Consider the following 19752-nt stretch of genomic DNA (forward strand, 5'->3'; position numbering starts at 1 on the left):
CTGAATCCTAAAAATCATTGCTTTTATCATGATTTATTGATCAATTTTTTCTTTTGTTCTAAAAATTCTTCTTCCGTCAAAACTCCGCTTTCCTTTAATCTTCCGAGTTGTTCCAATTGATCCAAAACTGTCGGTTTCCGCTTTAGCCTGAAAATATTCTTTCGGTCGCGACATGAAATCTCGCACTTTTTCACAGAACAGTTCTGCTTCGTATTTTCCAACTCCGTCTATTTCAACGATATCGCTTGAAACATTAATATCGATCGAAGCCAGCATAAATTCTTTCTCGTATTGTATCGAAGTGACCTTATCATAAGAAAAATCTTCAACCTTCAAACCGTAGAACATTTCTTTATCAATGAAAATCAACCTTCTGTCCGTCGCTACCAATACAATGTGATGAGTCGTGGTTTTGTTTCTTCCTTCCACCAGATAGACAATTTTTTCGTCCTGCGAAAGAACGTTCGGAAGCTCATGGATTTCTTTTCTGGCAAAGAAAGTCGGGTTTATATCTAGTTTTTCGAGTTCGTCTTTTATCTCATCAAGTCTTGATTTTTCGCTCATTATTAGTTTTGTTTTTATGGTTTTTAATATTTAAGTTTTTAGTGTTTGTTTTTAATGTCTAAAATTAATTTTAACGCAAAGGCGTTCCACTTAAAAAAGAAGACAAAGTTTTTCTTTACTTACCTATTTTAATATTCAATTATTTTTAATCCAGAAATTTAAAGTTATAATCTATCTAAAAGCTTTTTCTTTTGTTCTGTGAATTCCTGATCTGTCAAAATACCATTTTCCCGAAGCTTGCCCAATTTTTTCAATTGTTCCATAATATCAGTTTCCGGATTGGAACTTTGATTTTTCACAATGGAAATCGGTTCTTTTTTCAGATGTAAAAGATAGTTGTTTACAGTATCGCAAAAACTCAGCGCATTCTTATTGTTATTAACATTTTCTATTGTAATACTTTTCTCTGAAACAATCGTAATATCTGCATAATGAAGTCCAACTCTGCAACTTATAGGATTCATTTTATCATATGAAATATTTTCCTGAAATGAATGAAAAAGTCCGTAAGACTGGAAGATCAATTTTTTGTCGGTCGCTACTAAAAGTCCGTTTTTACTGCCTTCCCAATTTCCTGTCACGGCATGAATAATCTTTTCATCAGGATCAAGAATGTGCGGTAACTGATTAATTTCTTTCTTAATCAAGATCGTGGAAATAGGAACACCAATATTTCCCAGTTCCTTTTTTATCTCTAACAATCTTTGATTATAAGCTTCTTCTTTAGTCATTTAAAACAATATGAATTTAAAGTTTACCCAACAGCTTTCTCTTTTGTTCTGCAAATTCTTCTTCCGTTAAAATCCCTCCTTCTCTCAATTGTCCCAATTTTTCCAGCTGTTCCAAAACAGCATCTGATGAAACCTGTTTTACTGTATCCAACTGCTTTTTAGCTTCTTCTTTGTTGTATATTTTTTTAATAAAGCTGTAAAATTTTTCGGCATCATCTTTATCATTAAAACATTCAAATTCCACAATCTTTTCGTCTGTATGAATTTTAATAATTGGAGACAAAAAATGGCTTACAAAGCTTACTTCTTTGATAGTTTCGTTTGGAAAATCATTTACTTTTACGAGTGAAAACATCGCTTTCGACACAGAAATAATTCTTTTCTGAGTTACTACCAAAATCCCTGCGTCCACCGTTTTTGAAAACTGGGCATCTGTTATTGCTAAAATTGTTTCATCTGCAAAAAGAATACGCGGTAATTCTTTGATCTCTCCTTTCGTAAACATAGAAAGATTGGCATTCAACTGTTCTAGCTGATTTTTGATTTCTTTCCGTCTTTTTTTATAAAAATCGGGAGAGATTATATTTGATCCAGAACTTGCAACTGTAGGTAAATTTTCATTCTGACTTTCTTCAGTTATTTTATTTTGATGATCTGTTCCTGGATCTATTTTACCATTTTCTATCAAACTTTTAATATCATCAATACTGAAATCGCTAAGACTGTAAAGCAATTCCTGATTGATATTACTGGCTTTCTCCAGACATTTATTACAAAGAATATTGCCGTCTGAAAGTTTATTTTCGCCCAGCATCGTATCCATCGATGTAAGTTTTGCTCCACACAATCCGCAATGATCATTCATGTTTTCTATATTTAATTTAAAGTCTTTCCAGTAATTTCTTTTTCTGTTCTGCAAATTCTTCTTCCGTTAAAACGCCGATTTCTCTTAATTTCCCAAGCTTTTCCAACTGTTCAAAAATAACTTCTGTAGACTCTTTACTTACATTAGATGAGCTTGATGGAGCCGGTTTTGGAGCACTTTGCTGAAATGGCGATTCTGAAGTCGGCAGATTATAAAGATTGAAAGACGAAGCCTGAATTTGTTGCTGTTGTTGTTGTTGTTGTTGTTGTTGTTGTTGTTGTTGTTGTTGTTGTTGTTGTTGTTGTTGTGGAACAGCTTGTTTTGCAGAACTGTTGAGGTAAGAATTTACGGCATTCAAAAAAGTTCTTCCGTCGTTTTTTGTATGTAATTTAAATTCTGCAATTGCACCATTTTTCGTCAATATTTTAAGAGACGAATACAACAGGTTTTCGATATGGTCTATTGATCTGATATTTTGATGAAAATATTCGTCTTTCTGTACATTTCCAAAGAATTTTTTATCAATAAAAACAACTCTTTTCTGCGTCGAAAAAAGAAGACCTTCTACTTTTCCCGGAACGGTTAAACCTTCAGCAACGGCAATCAATTTTTCGTCACGATCTAAAATATTCACCAATTCTTTCACTTCATCATTCACAAAAATGCTGAGTCTCGCATTCAAAGACACAATCTGATCTTTGATTTCGTCAAGTCTTGTCACTGTTCCTCCGAATCCAAAACTCTGATTTCCATAAGTTTGAACATCAGAAACCGGCGAAGTTGCAGGATTTTCTAATTCCCCGATTTTTCCCTGAAGAATAATTCCTCTAATTTCAGGAAGAAAAAACTGATTGAGATTATTAACAATATCTTTATTAATATTTGTAGCCTGATTCAGGCATTTATTGCACAAAATATGACCGTCTGCCAATTTATTTTCGCCTAAAACGGTATCCATAGGCGTTAATGGTGTCCCGCACAACCCACAAATGTTATTCATCTGGTTTTAAGTTTATTATTTTAAAATCATTTTAAAGTTTAGAATTGATTTTCGTTTTATAATATTCCAAAATACGAATTTTATATTTAATTAATTCTTTCTGAAATACGGAAAACCGTATAGATTTCAAAAATAATATAATTTATTTTGAAATCAAAAAGTTAAAATTAATCAATATGAATTATCAATCTTACAATTTAGGAAATTTGGAAGGAGGTGAAATTGTAGAAGTCATTTTACGAGGAAACTCTGCAAACGTGAAATTATTAGATAATGCCAATTTTGGTAATTATAAATCGGGACGAAAATATAATTATTATGGAGGTCATGTTACTAAATCCCCATTTAAAATTAAAGTTCCTCATTATGGTAGTTGGTATGTTGTTATTGACTTGGGTGGATATTCTGGAAGTATAAATTCTTCCGTTCGAGTAATTTCTTAAATAAAAAAGCATTATCAATTGATAATGCTTTTTTATTTCTTTTAAAGATGTATGCTATCCTAAAAATTCTTCCAAAGAAACCGTTTTTTGTTCTCCGGCTTCAAGATCTTTATAGGTAACGTTTCCGTTTTTAATTTCTTCTTCGCCTAAAAATACAAGGTTTTTGATTCCTTTCTTTTCTGCGTATGTGAATTGTTTTCCAATTTTTGCAGCTTCAGGATAAATTTCTGCGGAAATCCCTTTTTCTCTTAATTGTCTTATCAATTTTAAGGCTTCCAAGATTTCGTTTCCACCAAAGTTGGCGAATAGATATTCAACTTTTGAAGTTGCTTCTTCAGGGAAAAGTCCGAGTTCTTCCATGACAAGATAAATTCTGTCGAGACCGAAAGAAATCCCGATTCCCGGAATATTTTTCACCCCGAAAACTTCCGTAAGATTGTCATATCTTCCGCCGCCGCCGATAGAACCCATCTGAACTTCATCAGCTTTCACTTCGAAAATCGCTCCGGTATAATAATCCAAACCTCTCGCCAATGTAATATCGAAAACAAGATTCTGAATATCAACACCGAGATTTAAAGACTGCGTAATAACCATTTCCAGTTCTTCAACACCTTTTAATCCGATTTCATTTCCGGCAAATTTCTCTTTTAGCTGAAGAAGATTTTCCAATGCATCATTAGATTGTGTGAATAAGAAATCCAGTTTATCAATTGATTCCTGAGCAATACCTCTTTCTAATAATTCTTTTACAACACCGTCTTTCCCGATTTTATCAAGCTTATCAAGAGCAACCGTAAAGTCGATTAATTTATCTGTAATTCCGGCAAATTCTGCCAAACCGGAAAGAATTTTTCTATTATTAATATGAATCGTCACCGAAACACCAAGTTCCGCAAATGATTTTAAGTACAACTGAACCAAATCTACTTCCTGCAAAAGACTTTCGCTTCCTACAACATCCGCATCACACTGATAAAACTCTCTGTATCTCCCTTTTTGAGGACGATCTGCTCTCCAAACCGGTTGAATTTGGTAACGCTTAAAAGGAAAAGTCAATTGATTATGATTCATCGCCACGAATCTTGCAAAAGGTACGGTAAGGTCGTAACGAAGGGCTTTATCTGTTATATTTTCTGAACTAAAAGGTTTATCCAATGCTTTTTGGAAATCAAGCAACATCGTATTTTTTTTGTCCTCTTTCGCTTCATTAATACTTGAATTCAATATCTTAAAAATCAAGCGATCTCCTTCTTCTCCGTACTTCCCTGTTAATGTCGAAAGATTTTCAAAGCTCGGTGTTTCCAATGGCTGGAATCCGAATAATTCAAAGTTTTTCTGTAAAATATTGATGATAAATCTTCTTCTTGCAACTTCCAATGCTGTAAAATCTCTCGTCCCTTTTGCTAAACTTGGTTTCATTTTATAATTGATAAATGATGATTAATATGTATAAGTATTGCAAAAATAAGGAATTGAAAAGACTTTTTTGCTACATATACATTAGATTAAAAAGCTGAGAAGAAATTTATTTTCCATACTACTAAACCTAACAGGTTTTAAAAACCTGCTAAGTTTGAACAGACTTGAAAAGATCTGAAAATCAATATCAGTTTAGCGATACCAAAAAATCAGATACTTTCTAATATCTCCAGAATTTCTTCACCATAATTTTCTATTTTATGTTTTCCAAAACCTTTAATATCGAGCAACTCTTCTTTTTTTGCGGGTTTGTATTTGGCTACAGACACCAATTCTTTATTGGTCGCAATAAAATAAGATGGCAGATTTTGTTCTCTTGCTTTTTCTGATCTCCAGTATTTTAAGGCTTCCAGAATTTTCTCTTCGTCAGAACTCAGCTCATCATTTTCAGCGGAATATTTTACATTTTTAGAGTCTTTCACTGAATTTTTAACAATTTTCAGTTCGTCAATCTTCAATTCATCAAAATACAAAACTACAGACCAATAATTTTCATCGTTCACAAAAGCTGTTTCCACTTTTATAATTTCATTGGATTCCAAAAAAGCATCTAATGTTTTCTGATCTTCATGAAGAAATTCTTCCGGCAATCTGATTTTAAAAACTTTTACTTTCATCATTTGTATTTTTACCGTTATTTACTTCCCAAAAGCAGAATTTCATCCACCCGAATTTCTGTGATATATCTTTTCACTCCATCTTTATCGTCGTAAGATCTGTACGTCAGTTTTCCTTCAATGGCAATTTCTTTTCCTTTGGGAACGTATTTCTGGAAAATTTCGGCAGTTTTCCCAAACGCAGCCAGATTGTGCCATTGCGTTTCCTCTACTTTTTCACCTTTTGCATTGGTGTAATGATCAGAAGTAGCCAGAGAAACACTCGCTTTTACATTTCCATTTTCAAAACTTATCATTTCAACTTCTTTACCTGTGTGACCGATAAGCTTTACTTGATTTCTTAGTGACATAACTTTTAAATTTTTAAAATTAATATTCAGATAAGAGACGCTCACAGCTTTTCTCAAATCTCTGTGGCAAAGGTTGTTGAAATACAAAATAAGAATCGGTTGCAAACTATTTAAATTCGTTTGTAGTCACTTGAAAACGAATTACTTGTTGTTAATCAATTATTTACTAAAAATTAATTTCTAAAATAATTTTAAATATTTTCTATCGTTTTCCCACAAAGATTAATTCGAATTTGCTACAGTCGTTTTCAAACGGATAATTATGTATATTTGAACATATATGAAGAAGACAATAAAAAGAACATTCAGGGTTTCGAAATATGTGATCTATAAGGAAACGCTGGTTGATTACAAAGAACATTTCTGGTCGTTTCTGGGAGCATTTTTCGGAATCGGAATCATTGCTTTTATCCAATCGCATACCTTATCTTCAACCGAAAATATCTTTCTGATCGGTTCTTTTGGAGCGTCAAGTGTTTTGATTTATGGAGCCATTCAAAGTCCGCTTGCTCAACCTAGAAATCTAGTTGGAGGACATGTTCTTTCCGCTTTGGTCGGAGTTACCGTTTACAAAATCGTTCCGGATATTATCTGGCTTTCTGCACCTTTGGCGGTCGCTTTTTCCATTGTTTTGATGCAATACACAAAAACGCTGCATCCTCCCGGTGGCGCAACTGCATTGATTGCCGTAAGTTCAACGGGAAAAATTCCGGAATTGGGTTTTTGGTACGTCCTTTCTCCGGTGCTTTCAGGATGTATTATTTTGTTGATTATTGCTTTGATTTTTAATAATATTACCTCCAACAGAAGCTATCCCAATCATAACAGATTCAAATATTTATTAAAGAAAAAACACGAACATACACACAAAATGAAAAAATAAAAATCTATGAATTGTCTCGAATGTGGTGAAAAAATTATCGGAAGATCAGACAAAAAATTTTGTAATGATGCATGCCGAAACGCCTACAACAATAAGCAGAATAAGGATTCCAGCAATCTGATGCGAAATGTAAACAACAAACTTCGCAAGAATTACAGAATTTTGGTGGAAATAAATACCGACGGTAAAACAAAAATTGCCAAATCCAAGCTCAATGGCTTAGGTTTTGATTTTGATTATTTTACTAATCTTAAAGTTTATAAAAACGGTTCCGAATATAAATTTATATACGATTACGGTTATAAACTTTTAGAAGAAGACTTTGTTTTGATCGTAAAAAATCAGGCATAAATACCAAATTTTAAATTATTTGTATGAAAGAAATTGTCCTGATTACGGGAGCCAATGGTTTGGTTGCCCAAGAACTATTAAAAAGGCTTGAAAAAGAATATTCTATAAGGTTTTTAACCCGAAAAAACAAGAATTCTAATGAGTTTGAATGGGACATCAAGAATCAGTCAATTGATGAAACAGCTTTTGAAAATGTTTCCCATATTATTCATTTGGCAGGAGCAAATATTTCCGAAAAACGCTGGACAGATGAGCGAAAAAAAGAATTAATTTCCAGTCGTGTAGATTCTGCCAATCTGATTTTAAAAACGTTGCAAAAAAATAATATTAAGTTAAAATCTTTCATTTCGGCATCCGGAATTAATTATTACGGAACAAAAACAACCGAAAAAATTTTCACGGAAAAAGATGATCCGGGAAATGATTTTTTAAGTGAAGTTGTCGTGCTTTGGGAAAGAGTTGCAGATGATTTTAAAGAACAAAATGTTGCGCAAAGAGTGGTAAAAATCCGAACGGCAGTCGTACTTTCAGAAAAAGACGGAGCTTTGAAAAAGATGATTCCGACGATAAAAATGGGGATCGGCTCACCATTAGGAACCGGAAAACAATATATGCCATGGATTCACATTAAAGATATTTGCTCGATTTACGAATTTGCTTTAAAAAATTCCGAGTTGGATGGAGCTTTCAATGCGACTTCACCGGAACATACAACCAATGAAAATTTAACCAAAAAAATTGCAGAGGTTTTGAAAAAACCTTTATTCATGCCGAATGTTCCCAGTTTTGTTTTAAAATTATTATTCGGAGAATTGGCAAGTGCTTTGCTGGAAGGTTCACGAGCTTCTTCCGAAAAAATTCAAAAAGAAGGTTTTAAATTTGAATTTCCAGTTCTAAAAGAAGCTTTGGAAGATTTATTAAAAAATTAGATAAAAATTTAATCAAGATTGTATAATCTATGAATAATATCAACATAAATATTGAAAAAACAGAAATATTATCAGACAACTGGTATACTTTGAAGAAGGTAACTTTCAATATTCAAAAAAAGGACGGAAGCACAGAAACCCAGAGCCGTGAAGCCTATGACCGAGGAAACGGAGCCGTGATTTTGCTTTACAACAAGGTTTCAAACACGGTAATTTTGACGAGACAATTCCGTTTACCGACTTATATCAACGGAAATCCTACCGGAATGTTAATCGAAGCCTGTGCAGGTTTGTTAGACAATGACAACCCCGAAGAGTGCATTAAAAGGGAAACTGAAGAGGAAACCGGCTACAAAATTTCTAAAGTAGAAAAAATTTTTGAAGCCTATATGTCTCCCAGTTTCTGTCACTGAAATTCTTCATTTTTTCGTTGCAGAATATTCAAAAGAAATGAAAATCACAAACGGAGGCGGTCTTGAAGATGAAGGTGAAGATATCGAAGTCTTGGAATTGGCTTTTAATGAAGCTCTTTCTATGATTGATTCAGGAGAAATTAAAGATGCGAAAACGATCATGCTTCTTCAATATATCCGTCTGAAAAATATTCTATAAAATTGCCCGAAAAGTAAATAAAATTAAAAACTATGAAATTAATATTCGCACTGAGCCTTTCATTATTACTGTCTATGAACGTTTTTGGACAGAAAACTGAAAAAGCTGGTCCAAAAGATAAAGCGGTCATTGAACATTTTAAGAATGATTATAAAAAGAAAAATTATAAAAAATTCGGAGGAAAAATGACTGTGAATGATAACCAGATAGTATTCGACAATAAAATTATTTTCTACGATAAAGCTGATAAAATCACAGAATCAATGCTAAAAGAAGGATTAATCTATCCTCAACTTTTAACGGATTATCAAATCGATAAATTCGAAAATGAAGACAGCGACAGAACTCAGAAAAGATTTGCCAAAATTCAGAAAAACTGGAAAGATGCTTTTGAAGTGAATAATATTAAGTTAAGTAACGCTTCTGAGTTAATTTTTTTAAGTTCCGACGTGAAAGTCAAAAGGTTTAAAATTATTTGCAAGGATCCAAAATTTCCGAATCTGATGATCTATTATTTTGAGCTTACCGATAAAAATGCAACGAAAGAAACTTCGGTTCAGGATTTTATTAAAAATGCGAAACTGACGTATATTTTTCAGAGAACGGAGTAAGAAGACATGACAATTGAAATTTTACTTAAGAAAGATTAATTCTTTTGAATCAACATAAAAAAAACCAAACACGAATATCCCTAATTTTCTTGCACAAATATTCACAAATAATTTGATAATTCAATCTTAAATCATGGAAATCCAAAATATTGACCATATTGTTTTAACTGTTGCAGACATTGATAAAACCATAGAATTCTACAGCAATATTCTAGGTTTTGAAGTCGTCACTTTCGGAGACAGTAGAAAAGCTCTGACTTTTGGAAATCAGAAAATTAATCTTCATCAAAAAGGAAAAGAATTTGAACCAAAAGCACATCAACCAACTTGTGGTTCGGCTGATTTGTGTTTTATTTCCAAAACAGATATTCATGAAGTGTTGGAAGAATTAAAACAGAAAAACATTGAAATCATCGAAGGAATTGTTGACAGAACCGGAGCGTTGGGAAAAATAAAATCGGTGTATTTCAGAGATCCGGATTTAAATTTGATTGAGGTGAGTAATTATTTTTAAGATGAATTTTAATTTTTCGCCAAAAGAATAAAGACCTTAAAAATTAATTTTATATTAGTTCATAATTAAGAAACGCCATGACTCCAATTGAAAAATATCTTGAACATTTAGATAAAATATTCCAGCAAGAACCTGAATTTTACAATAATGACAGTTTAATTGAAGGAATAAAAGGAGTAACTTCAATTGTCTACAGAGATATTCCAGAAAAAGGTTTTATCACAGCAATCACTTATGGTTTATCATTAGCCAAACATCGGGAGTGGAAATTTGGAAGACCCGAATTATGCATTTCCGTAGAATCAGAAAACCTCGATTGGGGAATTGTTTCTGGTTTTATTGCTAATCAACTTAGAGGTAAATGTCCTTTTTGCTATGGAGAAACAATTAATTTCCGAGAACAAATAAGTGAAGATTCTGAAATGGATGCTTTTTTAATATTTGCGCCAAGTACTTTGGATAAAGAAGATTATTTGGATATTGATGTTGGAGCAGATTATACAATTAATATTGCCGGACTTTATCCAATCTATTCTGAAGAAATTGAAGTATATAATCAAATTGGATTAAAAGAATTTTGGTTTCATCCCGACTTTGATAATTATAGTGTAAACAGAAAAAGAATAAAGCTTTAACTAAAGATTCTATTTTAACTCACAATTTTCAAAAAATTATTCCCTACATTTGCCCCTGAAAACAGTTCTTTAACATACTTCATCAAACGGAAAAGGTTTTACATAACGTAGATTAATAGGGAATCGTGTGAGAATCACGAGCTGTCGCGCAACTGTAAGTAACACACCAAAAGTTTTTGTCCACGCATATCCACTGCGCAAGCGGGAAGGATGACAAAAGCTGTTACAAGTCAGGAGACCTGCCTGTTCCGAATTGACAATGCTTTCGCGGTTTGAAGCTTTTTGGTCATACAGATGATACTTTTGAACGTATTTTGGTTTAAAATTTTAATTTAATTCAAGTTTTAAGTTGATTTAATTTTTAAACGCAAAGATTCTTTTGTTATGACTTCTTATTTTTAGGGAGCAAAGAATTGCGACCTTGTCGCTGATGAAGCTAATGTTTTTTATACATCCGCTTCTTAAAATCAATAAAATTGATTCTTCTTTGTCTTCTTGAATATTGAAGTTTTTAATTAAAACTTTGCGTCAAAAAATAAAAAAATGTAAGCCAATCCTTTTATTAAGGAAAAATTACGTCCTCACTGTATCTACTCTATTCATCAAAAATTCTTTCTACGACGGCATTGCGAAGCATTCTAAAAGAGCTTTAAAATTATTGTTTAATTTAAAAGTTTAAAAGAAAATGCAAACGCACATTCTTGGCTATCCGCGAATTGGTAGCAACAGAGAACTCAAAAAAGCCTGCGAGCAATATTGGTCGGGCAAAATCGTTTTAAACGAATTATTGGAAGTCGGAAAAACCATCACTCAAAACAACTGGAAACTGCAGCAGGAAGCGGGAATCGACCTTATTCCATGCAACGATTTTTCGTATTATGATCAGGTTTTGGATATGACTTTGACAGTGGGAGCGATTCCGGAACGTTATCAGGAAATTACTTTCAAAAAATCTGAACTGGATCTTTATTTTGCGATGGCGAGAGGTTTTCAGAAAGACGGTTTGGATATCACCGCCATGGAAATGACGAAATGGTTTGATACCAATTATCACTACATCGTCCCTGAATTTCAGAAAAATCAGGAGTTTAAATTATTTTCCAATAAAATTATTAAAGAATTCATTAACGCAAAAAAATCGGGAATCAATGCAAAACCTGTAATCATCGGTTTATTGACTTATTTATTATTAGGAAAAGAGAAAGAAGAAGGTTTTGATAAATTAGATTTAGCTCAAAACTTGCTTCCGATTTATATTCAAATTTTAAAAGAACTGGAAAATCATGGTGCAGAATATATTCAGTTTGATGAGCCTTTTTTAACGTTAGATTTAAATGAAAAGGCGAAAGAAACCTATCAATTTATTTATGCTGAAATCAGGAAACAATTCCCGAAACTTAAATTTATTGTTGGAACTTATTTTGATGGATTAAAAGACAATCTTTCATTGGCAACTTCCCTTCCGATCGATGTTTTGCATATTGATTTGATTCGTTGTCCTGAACAATTGGATGAAGTTTTACATACAATTCCAAACAATTTAAGTCTTTCTTTAGGAATCGTCGACGGAAGAAATATCTGGAAAAATGATTTTGAAAAGTCTTTACATTTTATTGAAAAAACAGTTCATAAAATCGGTTCGGAAAGAATCTTTATTGCTCCGTCTTGTTCACTGCTCCACTCTCCTTTTGATCTTGATTCAGAGAAAAATGAAGAAATTCTATCTCCTGAAATCAAACAATGGATGGCTTTTGCAAAACAAAAAGTGGATGAAATTGTCAGTTTAAAAAAATTAGCTTCAGAAAATCCGGATTACAAAGCTTTACAAGAATTAGCTGAAAATAAAACGGCGATTAAAAACCGTAAAATTTCAACTTTAATTCATAATCAAAGTGTGAAAAACCGTGTTGAGGTGACGACTGAGGAGGATGCACAGAGAAATAATCCATTTAACATAAGAAAAGAAGTTCAACAGCAGGTTTTGCAATTGCCTTTGTTTCCGACGACAACAATTGGTTCGTTTCCACAGACTAAAGAAGTGAGAAATTGGCGTTCAAAATTCAAAAAAGGTGAATTGAATGCCGAAGAATACGATACTTTATTAAAACAGGAAACCGAAAGAACCATTCGTTGGCAGGAAGAAATCGGAATCGATGTTTTAGTTCACGGAGAATTTGAGCGAAACGATATGGTGGAATATTTCGGGGAACAATTGGCAGGATTTGCGTTTACTCAAAACGGCTGGGTTCAAAGTTATGGAAGCCGTTGTGTAAAACCACCTGTGATTTTTGGAGATGTTCACAGACCGAATCCAATGACAGTTTATTGGTCAAAATACGCTCAATCTTTAACAAAAAAATGGGTAAAAGGAATGTTGACGGGACCTGTGACGATTCTTCAATGGTCTTTTGTGCGCGACGATCAACCTCGCTCGCTGACTTGCAAACAGATTGCTTTGGCGATTCGTGATGAGGTGAATGATTTGGAAAAAGCAGGAATCAGAATCATCCAGATTGATGAACCTGCGATTCGTGAAGGTCTTCCGTTGAGAAAATCTGACTGGCAAAATTATCTGAAATGGGCTGTTGAAGCTTTCAGAATTTCGGCAAGCGGTGTGGAAGATGCCACACAAATTCATACGCACATGTGCTATTCTGAGTTCAATGACATCATCCAAAATATCGCCGATATGGATGCCGATGTCATTACGATAGAATGCTCCAGAAGCCAAATGGAACTATTGAATGCTTTTGCAGATTTCAAATATCCGAATGAGATTGGACCGGGAGTTTATGATATTCACTCGCCAAGAGTTCCGTCAAAACAGGAAATGGTGGAATTGCTAAAAAAAGCACAAGCCGTTATTCCTGCACAACAACTTTGGGTGAATCCCGATTGTGGCTTGAAAACCCGTCATTGGGATGAAACGGAAAAGGCGTTGATTGCGATGGTGGAAGCTTCGCGGGAGATGAGTGAGGAGTTTGCTTTGCAGATACTTTAATTTATTGATGTTTATTTTTCAGGAGTCTTTTGGAGACTCCTGTTTTTTTATTATATTGGATTTATAACTCAAAAAAAAAAAAATTATTTATTTTAGCTATAATAAAATAAACTAATGGCAAAAATTTATCTTTCATATCAACATAAAGATCTAGATTTAATTACCAGAATTGGAAATGACCTAAAAGAAAGAGGGCATCAAATACTTATGGATCAAAGTATAATGCAGGTTGGGAATGACTGGAGAAAAGAATTAATGAAAGAATTAAAAAATTCTGATGGATTATTGGTTCTTATAACTGAAAATAGTTTAGATTCAAGATATGTTATCAGCGAAATAGGCACCACAAGAGCTTATATTGATGAAAATGAAAATAAAAAATTTTTGATTCCTGTTATTTATGGTGATTTTGAAGTCCCGGATTTTATAAAGGATCTATTCTGTATAAAATTAACTGATGGAAATTATGAATCTGCAATTAATAAAATAGATGATTCCATTTCGAATTTTATAACAAGAAAATTAACTATAGAAGAAGAAATAACAAAAAAAGTAGAATTTATAAAGAATGAATCTGCGCAATATGTTGAAATAGCTAAAAAAACATTACAGAGAAGAGAAAATCAAAATAAATGGATTGCTTATAGCTGTTATTGTCTTGGATTTATAGCTTTAGTTTTAGGTGTTTTTTTCACTATAGATGGCTTAAGTTCAATTGGTAATTTAAAAAAAGTTAAACAATTAGATATTAATTTTTTTTGGCTAACTATAATTATACTTATCCTAAAAAGCACCATTATTATTGGGCTTCTTTTAGCTTGTTCAAAATATACATTTATTTTAGGCAAATCGTTTATGCATGAATCTTTAAGGAATGCTGATCGCGCTCATGCAATATCATTTGGTGAATTCTTCATTAAAGCGTTTGCAGATAAAATAACAACCTATAATGAAGTTAATGATATATTTAAAAATTGGAATATTGATAAATCAAGTAACTTTAATGACTTAGATTCGAATTCTTATGACCCAAAATTTTCTGAAAATTTAATTGACGTAATTAAAACTTTAACAGATAAGATTCAAACTAAATAATATTTTATAATGTGCCATATTTTTGATTTTATTTTCAACAAAGAATTTCTAAAAAGTATTTTAGGCCCTTTAATAGCGACTGGAACAGCACTACTAATATTTTATTTATCAATAAAAAAAGACAAGAGGAAGGAAAGAAAAGAGAAAAAAAGAGAAGCTCATAATAGAATTAGAAATTTTTTAAACTTATTAAATTCATCCAAATCCCATGCTGAAAATACTATAAGTAACCTAAATCAAATGATTAATAGTTATGAGACTAGTTTAATTAATTTTCAATTATTAAGATTTTCACCAAACAAAAGTTTTGAAAGATTAGATGGAAATCTTAAAAACGAAAACTATTTTCAATCTTTTATAAAAAAGTTTGGTAAAAATAAAGTTGATAATTTTAATCGATTATCATTAATTATTGATTACTTTAACTTACAATTAGATCATCTTTGGGCTATGGTAGAAAAAGCGCAATTGCATGACTATGAAAGGAAAATAAAATTTAATGATTTAAGTAAAAAAGCAGTTAATCAAATTGCGCGACTTACAATTCATACCTCTTATGGAATAAGCGACGATGAATTAGAAATTTTAGGAAGTATTTTAGTTGAATACCATGTTAATATGGTCAATTCAATTGAACATCAATACATTTATTTAAGAAAGTTTTTAACAGAAGGATTAAGTAATCATATTTCCAATCCAAATATCACTGATCTTATAGAATTAATAAAAGATGCTTCAGAATTATTTAATGAAATTCAAAGCCAAAATAAAAATCATAAACAAGACTTAATTCAAATTAGATATGAAATGCAATTTTCTTTGCAAACATATTCTATAGAAATAAATAATTTAAATTAGAAAAGTTTGGTAATTATTATTTATTAAAAGCTATTATATTATCAAAACAAATTAATAATCAAAAACTTACGATTTTTAAAATAAAATTCCTTAATTTTGCACCCCGAAATAAGGATCATACGTTATGAAAAGAATAGGTGAACACAGAAAACTTCTTGGAGTAGATAATACGGCTACGTTAAAAGAATTGAAAACAATTTACAGGAATACGATGAAAGATACGCATCCTGATAAATTTGTGAATGACGAAGCGGGACAACTGGAAGCTGAAGAAAAAAGCAAATCTGTGATCGAAGCCTATCACTTTTTGGTAAGCATCAATCCGGAAACGCAGGAAAAATATAAAGAAGAATATACGGAAACGATTACAACATCAATTATTACTGACTTTTATCTTGAAAAACAGATTCTTAAAGTTCAGCATTTGAACGGGAAAATGTTTGAATATATTGGTGTTCCAAGAAATATTTACATTAAAATGGTAAATGCTGATTCGCCAAGCCGTTTCGCAAGAAGACATATCTACGGAAATTTCATCTACAGAAAGTCTGGTGAAGTGATGGCAGATTAATTTTCCATTTATAAAATATAGCAAAAGCTTTCAGTTCATTCTGGAAGCTTTTTTTATTGGGAAAAATATAATTTTTGGAGATAGAGAATGATTACTGATAATTTAATTATTATAGAGATGCTTCGAAAACCTCAGCAGGACATTCCTAGTACTAACTGCTAAATTTTAATACAAAATATGCTAAAGTTTTTATTACTCATTATTTTTACGTTTGTAAAGGTATTTCATTTAGCAACGTCATCTTCACTTTGTCATCTCGTAGAGATCTAGGCGAGAATCTTTCAAAATTAATCTCTAATAAAGTTGCTTAGATCCCTACGGGACGACAAACTGTATGGAAAATAGTATTGCATTAAAAGCACAAAAAAAGCGCATCAATAAATTGATACGCTTTTTCGGTTAATTAAGGTTGTTATATTAGTCTATGTGTTTCGGGGTGTAACCGTCTTCACTTAGTTTCTTTGTGTTCATATTCAGCTTTCATTTCAGCTTCGTAGTCTACTTTTTCACCCATACTGGTTCCGAAAAGTCTATTAAATAATCTGCTGAAGAATCTTATTGCTGATTCCATTAGAGAATAAACTACCGGGACAATGATTAGCGTAAGGAATAATGACGATGTCAAACCACCGATAACTACCCAAGCCAATCCGTTGTTCATCTCCGCTCCTGCTCCTTTTGCAATTGCAATCGGGATCATCCCGAAGATCATCGCAATCGTTGTCATCAAAATCGGACGAAGACGTGCGTGGTTTGCCTGAACCAAAGCGTCGTGTGTATTTGCACCTGCCGCTTTTCTCATATTTGCGAAATCGACAATCATAATCGCGTTCTTCGCCACCAAACCAATCAACATGATCATACCCAACATGGTAAAGATGTTTAATGAATTTCCTGTTAAAGCAAGAATCACCATTACTCCGATCAATGCCAAAGGAATTGAGAACAATACTACAAACGGATACACAAAACTGTCATATAGCGAAACCATTACCAAGTAAACCAATACAATAGCCGCCATTAAAGCGATTCCTAATGTACCGAAACCTTCCGTTTGGTTTTCCATATCACCACTCCAGATGTAATTTACTCCGGCTGGTTTTGTTTTTTCGTTTTCCATAAATTGTGCAGACCATTCGTTGGCAACGTCTCCTACAGGACGACCTACCACTTTTGAAAGCACTTTTACAGAAGGCGATTTATCTCTACGTTGCAGCAAACTCGGTCCTGAACTCATGTCTACATTTGCAAACTGAGCCAATCTGATCTGTTCTCCGTTATTATTCGTGAACATTAAGTTTCTTACATCATCAATCGATTTTCTGTTGTTGTCAGCAAAACGGATGTTGATGTCATATTCATATTCTCCGGCTCTGTATTTTCCGTCTGTATTTCCGTTGAATGCAGTCTGCATCGCTTGTCCTACATTAGAAAGATTTAAACCTAAAGAAGCCATTTTATCTCTGTCGATATTTACTCTTACCTCCGGACTTCCTGTATCGGTAGATAATTCAGCATCTACAGAACCCGGAACTTTTTTAAGCAATTCTAAGATTCTGTTGGCTTCCTTATTCGCCGTTTCGTTATCTGCAGCAGTTACCACCATTTCTATTGGTGCGTTATCTGCTCCCATCAATCCAATTGGTGCTGTTTTAAACTCAACTCCGGTGAATTTTTCTTCCAGGTCACGCTTCATTTTTGCAGCGATGATATCTGTACTTTCTCCTCTTTCAGATTTATCAACAAGATTTACCTGAACTTCAGCCTGATAAACTGTAGCCTGTGAAGCTCCAAAACCTGAAGATTGTTGACCAACTGTAGTAATCAAATCGACTACATCTTTATCATTTCTTAAATATTTCTCAACTTCTAATGTTACCTGATTGGTTTTTTCAACCGTTGCATCTTTTGATAATTCTATCTGAACCAAGAATTGTCCACGGTCTATTTTAGGGAAGAATTCACCTCCGATAAATCCGAATGCAACCAACATGAATGAAGAAATCAAAATCAAGAATGTTACGATAACCGTCATTACTCTTCTTAAAGTTGATTTTAAACACCACTCAAGAATTCCTGTGATCCAGTGTGTAAATTTTTCCAATTGTCTTTCAAACCAAAGAATGAATTTCTCAAAAGGATTTTTACCCGTTAAATGTACAAGCTTCCCGAATCTTGAAGACAACCAAGGAATAATGGTAAATGACGCCAATAATGATAACATCGTAGCAATAACCACCGTGACACAGAACTGCGCCAAGATATCAGAAACCAACCCCGAACTCATCGCGATCGGTAAGAATACCACCACAATTACCAATGTAATTGCCGAAACGGTAAACCCGATTTCCGAAGCACCGTCATACGCTGCACGAATTCTGCTTTTTCCCATCTCCATGTGACGGTAAACGTTCTCCAGTACAACAATCGCGTCATCCACAAGAATACCTACCACCAATGAAAGTCCTAATAAACTCATTAAGTTTAAGGTATATCCCATTAAGTACATTCCAATTACCGTTGCAATCAATGAAACCGGAATAGAAACCATTACAATGAATGCGTTACGGATATTGTGAAGGAATAATAACATTACAATGGCTACCAAAATTACCGCCAAGAACAAGTCAAAAATAACGTGATCTGCAGCTTCCAAGGTAAAATCTGTACTGTTGTCTACAATTTTCACTTTTATACCTTGAGTTGTATAATTCTTCATCACCTCATCCACTGTTTTCTGAATGCTTTCTGAAACCGCCACTGCATTCGCATCCGACTGTTTCTTCACCTGCATCAAAATCGTAGGATTCTGGTTGAATCTTGCAATTTTCTCTACATCTTCCTGAGAATCAAAAACTGTTGCCACATCAGAAAGTCTTATCTGAGCGCCATTTTTATTAGAAATAACAAGGTTGCTCATCTCTCCGACAGACTTGTATTTCCCTGATAATCTAATGGTAGATTTAGTTGTTCTAGATTTCAAACTTCCTGTAGGGAAATCTAAGTTTGATGAAAGAATTGCCTGTTGCACATCTCCGATTGAAAGACCGTAACCCTGCAATTTTTTTTCATCAATACTCACCTGAATTTCTCTCTCCTGTCCACCGATAAGATCAACCTGAGCAACACCATTCACACGGGAGAAAATAGGTTCTATTTTTTTGTCTAATAAGTCGTAAAGCTCCTTACTGTTCAGTTTTTCACTGGAAACACTCATCGTAATGATCGGTAGATCGTCTAATGAGAATTTATTCAGTGAAGGGGCATCTGCATCGTCCGGAAGGTCCGAAAGAATAGCATTTACTTTACGTTGTGCATCATTCAGGGCGTAGTTTACATCAGCTCCTGTATTTAACTGAACCGTGATCACCGAAAGACTTTCGTATGAAGACGATTCTACTTTTTTCACGTTTTCCAAAGCACCAACGGCATCTTCTATCTTTCGGGTAACCGAAGTTTCCACCTCACTCGGTGAAGCTCCCGGATAAACCGTAGAAATAGTAACCATGTTGGTTTCAAATTTCGGAATCAATTCGTACCCCATCATGGAGTAACTCAAGATCCCACCCAGTGTAAGTATCGTAAATAATACGATTACTAAGGATGGTCTTTTAATGGATATTTCTGCTAACTTCATCTG

18 protein-coding genes, 3 pseudogenes and 1 riboswitch are annotated in these 19752 nt (G+C 33.3%); of the genes and pseudogenes, 12 read left to right on the forward strand and 9 right to left on the reverse strand.

Translation table 11 applies throughout. The annotated features are described in order from the left end of the window. Positions 1–26: 26 nt before the first annotated feature. The 5 genes and pseudogenes from J3D55_RS22560 to J3D55_RS14520 form a co-directional block, all read right to left on the reverse strand. Entirely contained in the window at positions 27–194 is a 168-nt protein-coding gene (locus J3D55_RS22560) for an SHOCT domain-containing protein (RefSeq protein ID WP_374759496.1), read from the reverse strand. Next, a pseudogene (locus tag J3D55_RS14505) lies at positions 193–564 on the reverse strand (PH domain-containing protein); the annotation flags it as partial. The gene J3D55_RS22560 and the pseudogene J3D55_RS14505, both read right to left, overlap by 2 nt. 164 nt (positions 565–728) lie before the next feature. Continuing rightward, on the reverse strand, positions 729–1295 hold the full coding sequence (locus tag J3D55_RS14510; RefSeq protein ID WP_259132194.1) for a PH domain-containing protein: 567 nt from the start codon (positions 1293–1295) through the stop codon (positions 729–731). Between the two features lie 16 nt (positions 1296–1311). After that, positions 1312–2214, reverse strand: coding sequence for a PH domain-containing protein (locus J3D55_RS14515; RefSeq protein WP_259132196.1), 903 nt, complete (start codon positions 2212–2214; stop codon positions 1312–1314). Continuing rightward, on the reverse strand, positions 2177–3160 hold the full coding sequence (locus J3D55_RS14520; RefSeq protein ID WP_259132198.1) for an SHOCT domain-containing protein: 984 nt from the start codon (positions 3158–3160) through the stop codon (positions 2177–2179). The genes J3D55_RS14515 and J3D55_RS14520 overlap by 38 nt, the downstream gene beginning before the upstream one ends. Before the next feature lie 176 nt (positions 3161–3336). Here J3D55_RS14520 and J3D55_RS14525 point away from each other — a divergent pair, with 176 nt between their 5' ends. Then, on the forward strand, positions 3337–3603 hold the full coding sequence (locus J3D55_RS14525) for a DUF1883 domain-containing protein (protein ID WP_259132200.1): 267 nt from the start codon (positions 3337–3339) through the stop codon (positions 3601–3603). 54 nt (positions 3604–3657) lie between these two features. Here J3D55_RS14525 and hisS read toward each other — a convergent pair whose 3' ends face one another. From hisS to J3D55_RS14540, 3 genes are all read right to left on the reverse strand, one after another. Beyond that, complete coding sequence (gene hisS / locus J3D55_RS14530) at positions 3658–5025, reverse strand: histidine--tRNA ligase (protein WP_259132202.1); 1368 nt, start codon at positions 5023–5025, stop codon at positions 3658–3660. A gap of 209 nt (positions 5026–5234) precedes the next feature. Further along, complete coding sequence (locus J3D55_RS14535) at positions 5235–5705, reverse strand: HRDC domain-containing protein (protein WP_259132204.1); 471 nt, start codon at positions 5703–5705, stop codon at positions 5235–5237. 14 nt (positions 5706–5719) lie between these two features. Then, positions 5720–6052 carry a single-stranded DNA-binding protein gene (locus J3D55_RS14540; RefSeq protein ID WP_259132206.1) on the reverse strand — a complete coding sequence of 111 codons (333 nt, stop codon included), beginning with the start codon at positions 6050–6052 and terminating at the stop codon, positions 5720–5722. Between the two features lie 280 nt (positions 6053–6332). On the opposite strand from J3D55_RS14540, the gene J3D55_RS14545 reads away from it, so the two are divergent. The 11 genes and pseudogenes from J3D55_RS14545 to J3D55_RS14595 all read left to right on the forward strand — a co-directional run bounded on the left by J3D55_RS14545 (position 6333) and on the right by J3D55_RS14595 (position 16112). Then, a complete protein-coding gene (locus J3D55_RS14545) occupies positions 6333–6935 on the forward strand; it encodes an HPP family protein (protein WP_259132208.1) in 603 nt (200 codons plus the stop codon). A 6-nt stretch (positions 6936–6941) separates the two neighbouring features. Then, a complete protein-coding gene (locus J3D55_RS14550; protein WP_259132210.1) occupies positions 6942–7286 on the forward strand; it encodes a hypothetical protein in 345 nt (114 codons plus the stop codon). Between the two features lie 23 nt (positions 7287–7309). Continuing rightward, a complete protein-coding gene (locus J3D55_RS14555; RefSeq protein ID WP_259132212.1) occupies positions 7310–8215 on the forward strand; it encodes a TIGR01777 family oxidoreductase in 906 nt (301 codons plus the stop codon). A 29-nt stretch (positions 8216–8244) separates the two neighbouring features. Continuing rightward, positions 8245–8827: pseudogene (gene nudK / locus J3D55_RS14560) on the forward strand (GDP-mannose pyrophosphatase NudK). 32 nt (positions 8828–8859) lie between these two features. Then, positions 8860–9438: a hypothetical protein gene (locus tag J3D55_RS14565; RefSeq protein WP_259132213.1), complete on the forward strand. Its 579-nt coding sequence runs from the start codon at positions 8860–8862 to the stop codon at positions 9436–9438. Between the two features lie 133 nt (positions 9439–9571). Continuing rightward, on the forward strand, positions 9572–9952 hold the full coding sequence (locus J3D55_RS14570; RefSeq protein WP_259132215.1) for a VOC family protein: 381 nt from the start codon (positions 9572–9574) through the stop codon (positions 9950–9952). Positions 9953–10029: 77 nt separating this feature from the next. Then, on the forward strand, positions 10030–10587 hold the full coding sequence (locus tag J3D55_RS14575) for a suppressor of fused domain protein (RefSeq protein WP_259132216.1): 558 nt from the start codon (positions 10030–10032) through the stop codon (positions 10585–10587). A gap of 76 nt (positions 10588–10663) precedes the next feature. Next, positions 10664–10848: riboswitch (cobalamin riboswitch) on the forward strand. Between the two features lie 424 nt (positions 10849–11272). After that, positions 11273–13588, forward strand: coding sequence for a 5-methyltetrahydropteroyltriglutamate--homocysteine S-methyltransferase (gene metE, locus J3D55_RS14580; RefSeq protein ID WP_259132217.1), 2316 nt, complete (start codon positions 11273–11275; stop codon positions 13586–13588). 114 nt (positions 13589–13702) lie between these two features. Beyond that, positions 13703–14683, forward strand: a complete 981-nt coding sequence (locus J3D55_RS14585) for a toll/interleukin-1 receptor domain-containing protein (protein ID WP_259132219.1) — start codon at positions 13703–13705, stop codon at positions 14681–14683. Positions 14684–14692: 9 nt separating this feature from the next. Then, positions 14693–15541, forward strand: coding sequence for a hypothetical protein (locus tag J3D55_RS14590; RefSeq protein ID WP_259132221.1), 849 nt, complete (start codon positions 14693–14695; stop codon positions 15539–15541). A 124-nt stretch (positions 15542–15665) separates the two neighbouring features. Next, the gene (locus J3D55_RS14595) at positions 15666–16112 is read left to right on the forward strand and encodes a KTSC domain-containing protein (RefSeq protein ID WP_259132223.1); all 447 of its coding nucleotides are present in this window, start codon (positions 15666–15668) and stop codon (positions 16110–16112) included. A gap of 417 nt (positions 16113–16529) precedes the next feature. On the opposite strand, the pseudogene J3D55_RS14600 reads toward J3D55_RS14595, so the two are convergent. Further along, a pseudogene (locus J3D55_RS14600) lies at positions 16530–19749 on the reverse strand (efflux RND transporter permease subunit). Positions 19750–19752: the final 3 nt, after the last annotated feature.

It is taken from the genome of Chryseobacterium ginsenosidimutans (genome assembly GCF_024807225.1).
Lineage (GTDB): Bacteria > Bacteroidota > Bacteroidia > Flavobacteriales > Weeksellaceae > Chryseobacterium > Chryseobacterium ginsenosidimutans.